Origin of the sequence: Streptomyces sp. PU-14G (assembly GCF_041028275.1) — a bacterium.
Classification (GTDB): Bacteria; Actinomycetota; Actinomycetes; order Streptomycetales; family Streptomycetaceae; genus Streptomyces.
In genome coordinates this window covers 1-4,110 of record NZ_JASKYT010000521.1, presented here as the reverse complement: position 1 = coordinate 4,110, position 4,110 = coordinate 1, and the positions used below count along the sequence as shown (strand labels likewise).

The window sequence follows — 4,110 nt, the reverse complement described above, 5'->3', positions numbered from 1 at the left end:
CCCGAGGACTGAGCGGCACACCGGGCGAACCCTCTCCCCGCACCCGGCCGCCTTCCGCTCCGTTGTCGGTGCCCGCTGATAGAACTCGGCACAAGGACACCACCCCCGGGAGGGACCGACATGAGCACACGCACCGTCAGTTCGGCCGACGGCACCACTCTCGCCCACGAACGGTTCGGTGACGGCCCGCCGGTCGTGCTGGTCGGCGGGGCGATGAGCGCACGCGGGGCGGGCGAGCCGCTGGCCCGGCAGCTGGCCGGCCTCGGCATGTCCGGCGTGGTCTACGACCGCAGAGGCAGAGGCGACAGCGGGGACACCCTGCCCTATGCGCCCGAGCGGGAGGCGGAGGACCTGGCAGCGGTCGTCGGCGCGCTCGCCGCGCAGGAGGGCGGGGGGGCGGTGTACGTGTGCGGGGTGTCGTCCGGCGGCATCGTCGCGCTGAACGCCGCGGCGCGGGGGGACAGGGCGTTCGAGAGGCTGGTCCTGTTCGAGCCGCCGTTCACGGGAGCCGCCGGGCAGCCGCAGGCCTCCTCGCACGCCGCGCACCTGGCCGAGCTCGTCGGCGAGGGACGCCGCGCCGAGGCGGTCGCCTACTTCATGGCGGAGATCGTGGGCCTGCCGCCGCAGGCCGTCGATGGCGCGCGGCAGTCGCCCGCCTGGGGCGAGATGCAAAAGCTCGCCCACACGCTCGTCTACGACACGACGCTGCTGGGCGACGCGGATCTGCCGGCCGACACGCTGGCCGCGGCGGACCTGCCCGCTCTGGTGCTCAGCAGCGAAGCCAGCACGCCCGTGCTGAGGGAAGCGGCCCGCGCCACGGCGGACGCGCTGCCGCACGGCGGCCACCGCGCGCTGGCCGGCGCGTTCCACCACGTCCCCCCGGAGCAACTCGCCCCTGTCGTGCGGGACTTCCTGCTCGCCTGACGGGGGCTGGGAGGGGTGCGCTCGGGCTGAGGTGAAACCGCTCACCCGGGGGGCGCCCCTTCGCCCTACACTTTGCGATCATGTCAATCGACGCCGGGAACCCCGCCCCTCCGCAGCCCCCGCTCTTCGACACGATGGCGACCATGCGCGCCATGCGGCGGCTGAAGCCCGACCCCGTGCCGGACGCCCTGCTGGAACAGCTCATACAGGCAGCCGTCTGGGGCCCCAGCGGGGGCAACATGCAGCGCTACGAGTATGTGCTGGTCACCGACCGCGCCGTCATGGAACGGCTGGCCCCCCTGTGGAAGCGCTGCGTGGACGCCTACCTGGCCACCACGGGCAAGCACGGCCCCGAGGGCATGGACGAGGCCGCGTACGGGCGGATGGTCGCCGCCATCGAATACCAGCGCGACCACTTCGCGCAGACCCCCGCCCTCGTCATCCCCTGCTACCGCATGCCCGCCCAGGCGCCGGACGAGGAAGGCCTCCGCCGCTTCGCTGAGGCGCTCGGCGAGAGCGCCACCCAGGAATTCGCCCGCATCCAGGAGCGCTTCGCCGCGCTCGCGGAGGGCTCGTGCGTCTACCCCGGGGTACAGAACCTGCTGTTGGCCGCGCGCGGTCTCGGTCTCGCCGCCAACATCACCATCTGGCACCTGATGCTGGAGACGGAGTGGAAGCAGGCACTGGGCATCCCCGAGGACATGCACACCTTCGCCGCGATCCCCGTGGGCTGGCCCCAGGGCAACTTCGGTCCGGTGCGGCGGCGCCCCGTCGCCGAGGTGATCCACCGCGACGGCTGGTGAGAAGAGGGCGACGGGGTGAGTGACGCGGCGGCGGTGCCGCAGGCCGCGCTGACGTGGGCGGCCGGAGCCGTGGGCTCACGGGCCCGGGTGAGCCGCGTGCGGCGGCTGGCCGGAGGCACCCACGCCGCGACCCACCTGCTGCTGATCGACGTGCCGCAGACCGAGGTGGTGCTGCGCCGCTTCCCGCCCCGGGACCCCGCCCCCGCCCGGGAGGCGGCGGTGCTGCGTGCCCTCGACGGGCTCGACGGCCGGGCGCCCCGGCTGCTGGCCGTCGACCCCGAGGGGCGGCACTGTGGTGCACCGGCCGTGCTGACCACGCGGGTCCCGGGCGGTGCCGACATCCGGCCCGCGGACCCCGAGGCCGCGGCGCGTGGTCTGGCCGCCGCGCTCGCCCTCGTCCACGCCGTGCCCCGTGCCAGATTGTCCGGGCTCCGCGACTGCCTGGCCGCAGCCCGTTCCTCGTCCCTGCGCGCGGGGGAGGACGCGGACGAGGGGCCTGCCGCGCCGGTGGTCGCCGCGCACGAGGAGCGGCTGGCTCGCGAGCCCCGCGTGCTGACGCACTACGACTACTGGTCGGGCAACGTCCTGTGGGAGGGGAGCGCACTGTCCGGGGTGGTCGACTGGTCCGGCGCCGGGTCGGCACCGCGAGGCTTCGACGTGAGCTGGTGCCGGCTCGACCTCGTCCTGCTGCACGGGCCCGCCCTGGGCCACGCCGTGGCGGACGCGTTCCGTGAGGCCTACGAGAGCGCCGCGCGCGTCGAGGTGTCCGACCTGGTGCTGTGGGACCTGTTCGCGCTCAGGAACGCGTACCGCTCCGTCACCACCTGGCTGCCCAACTACCGCGGTCTGGGCCGCACCGACCTGACCGAGGAGGATCTGCGGGCCCGCCACACGGCGTGGACGGCGGCCCGCCTGCACGCCTGGCGGGAGGGGCGGAGATGAACGGGGGCTGCCGAGCCCGACGTGCGCGTATCACCGGCTTCCGCGTCGGTACTCGGCACGGGCGACACCCTGGTGATGGGATGCCGTCAACGCGGGGGAGACCCGCAGCCCGATTCTGAGGAGGAACCGGCATGAGCAGCGCTGCCACCGGCGAAGGCGCCGGGAACACGGAATACGGCCGCAAGGCGTTCAAACGGTCCAAGAGCCACTTCGCCGACCGCATCACCGCCGACGGCCGCGACGGCTGGCCGGTCGAGCCGGGCCGCTACCGGCTGATCGTCAGCCGTGCCTGCCCGTGGGCCAGCCGCGCTCTGGTCTCACGGCGGCTGCTGGGGCTGGAGGACGCGCTCTCGCTCGGCGTCACCGACCCCATCCAGGACGACCGCAGCTGGCGCTTCACCCTCGATCCCGACGACCGCGACCCGGTGCTGGGCATCGGCTTTCTGCACGAGGCGTACGACAAGCGGGAGACGGACTACCCGGGCGGGGTGAGCGTCCCGGCGGTCGTCGACGTGCCCAGCGGCAAGCTGGTCACCAACGACTTCCAGCAGATCACCCTCGACCTGGCCACCGAGTGGCGGGACCTGCACAGGCCGGGGGCTCCCGACCTGTATCCCGAGGCGCTGCGCGACGAGATCGACGAGGTGGCCGAGGGGATCTACCGCGACGTCAACAACGGCGTCTACCGCGCGGGCTTCGCCACCTCGCAGGAGGAGTACGAGGCCGCGTACCGGGACGTCTTCCGCCGTCTCGACCAGGTGTCCGAGCGGCTGCGCGACCAGCGCTACCTGGTGGGCGACACCCTCACCGAGGCCGACATCAGGCTGTTCACCACGCTGGTGCGGTTCGACGCCGTCTACCACGGCCACTTCAAGTGCAACCGCAACAAACTGGAGCAGGACCCGGTGCTGTGGGGGTACGTGCGCGACCTGTACCAGACACCGGGCTTCGGCGACACGGTCGACTTCGACCACATCAAGCGGCACTACTACGTCGTCCACACGGGCATCAACCCGACCTCCATCGTGCCCGCGGGGCCCGACCTGTCCGGCTGGCTGACCCCGCACCATCGCGAACAGCTCGGCGGGCGCCCCTTCGGCGACGGCACCCCACCTGGCCCGGTGCCCGCCGGTGAGGAGATTCCGGTCGGCCACCGCCCCTGACGGCCTGCCCTCGAAGCCCGCACCGGCCGGTCTCCCACCGGCCGGTCTCCCACCGGCCGGTCTCTCACGGGCCGGTCTCTTGCCGGCCCAGCGGGAAGCTGAGCCAGGGCAGCCAGCGGCCCTCCTCGTGGACGACCAGGTCGACGGAGTCCACCCGCGCCGTCACCGGGAGACGCTCACGCAGGTGGGCCTCGGCTGCCCTGTGCACGTCCTCGCCGCCGCTGTTGGCCACCGTCAGGTGCGGTGCGAGCTCGCCGAAAAGTCCGCCGTAGGGAGGG

At 73.4% G+C, this 4,110-nt stretch carries 4 protein-coding genes and 1 pseudogene; 4 read left to right on the top strand and 1 reads right to left on the bottom strand.

The window, feature by feature from the left end; genetic code table 11:
- The first annotated feature begins 120 nt into the window (after positions 1 to 120).
- From AB8Z75_RS32705 to AB8Z75_RS32690, 4 genes are all read left to right on the top strand, one after another.
- A complete protein-coding gene (locus AB8Z75_RS32705; RefSeq protein ID WP_369208415.1) occupies positions 121 to 924 on the top strand; it encodes an alpha/beta fold hydrolase in 804 nt (267 codons plus the stop codon).
- A gap of 80 nt (positions 925 to 1,004) precedes the next feature.
- Positions 1,005 to 1,727, top strand: a complete 723-nt coding sequence (locus AB8Z75_RS32700; RefSeq protein ID WP_369208413.1) for a nitroreductase family protein — start codon at positions 1,005 to 1,007, stop codon at positions 1,725 to 1,727.
- Between the two features lie 15 nt (positions 1,728 to 1,742).
- Positions 1,743 to 2,669 carry a phosphotransferase family protein gene (locus AB8Z75_RS32695; protein WP_369208411.1) on the top strand — a complete coding sequence of 309 codons (927 nt, stop codon included), beginning with the start codon at positions 1,743 to 1,745 and terminating at the stop codon, positions 2,667 to 2,669.
- A 131-nt stretch (positions 2,670 to 2,800) separates the two neighbouring features.
- Positions 2,801 to 3,832: a glutathione S-transferase family protein gene (locus AB8Z75_RS32690; RefSeq protein ID WP_369208409.1), complete on the top strand. Its 1,032-nt coding sequence runs from the start codon at positions 2,801 to 2,803 to the stop codon at positions 3,830 to 3,832.
- Between the two features lie 64 nt (positions 3,833 to 3,896).
- On the opposite strand, the pseudogene AB8Z75_RS32685 reads toward AB8Z75_RS32690, so the two are convergent.
- Positions 3,897 to 4,110 (bottom strand): annotated as a pseudogene (locus tag AB8Z75_RS32685) (2'-5' RNA ligase family protein); the annotation flags it as partial.

Coding starts and splice junctions, on each gene's coding strand:
- AB8Z75_RS32690 (WP_369208409.1), top strand. CDS start 2,801: ATGAGCAGCGCTGCCACCGGCGAAGGCGCCGGGAACACGGAATACGGC.
- AB8Z75_RS32700 (WP_369208413.1), top strand. CDS start 1,005: ATGTCAATCGACGCCGGGAACCCCGCCCCTCCGCAGCCCCCGCTCTTC.
- AB8Z75_RS32705 (WP_369208415.1), top strand. CDS start 121: ATGAGCACACGCACCGTCAGTTCGGCCGACGGCACCACTCTCGCCCAC.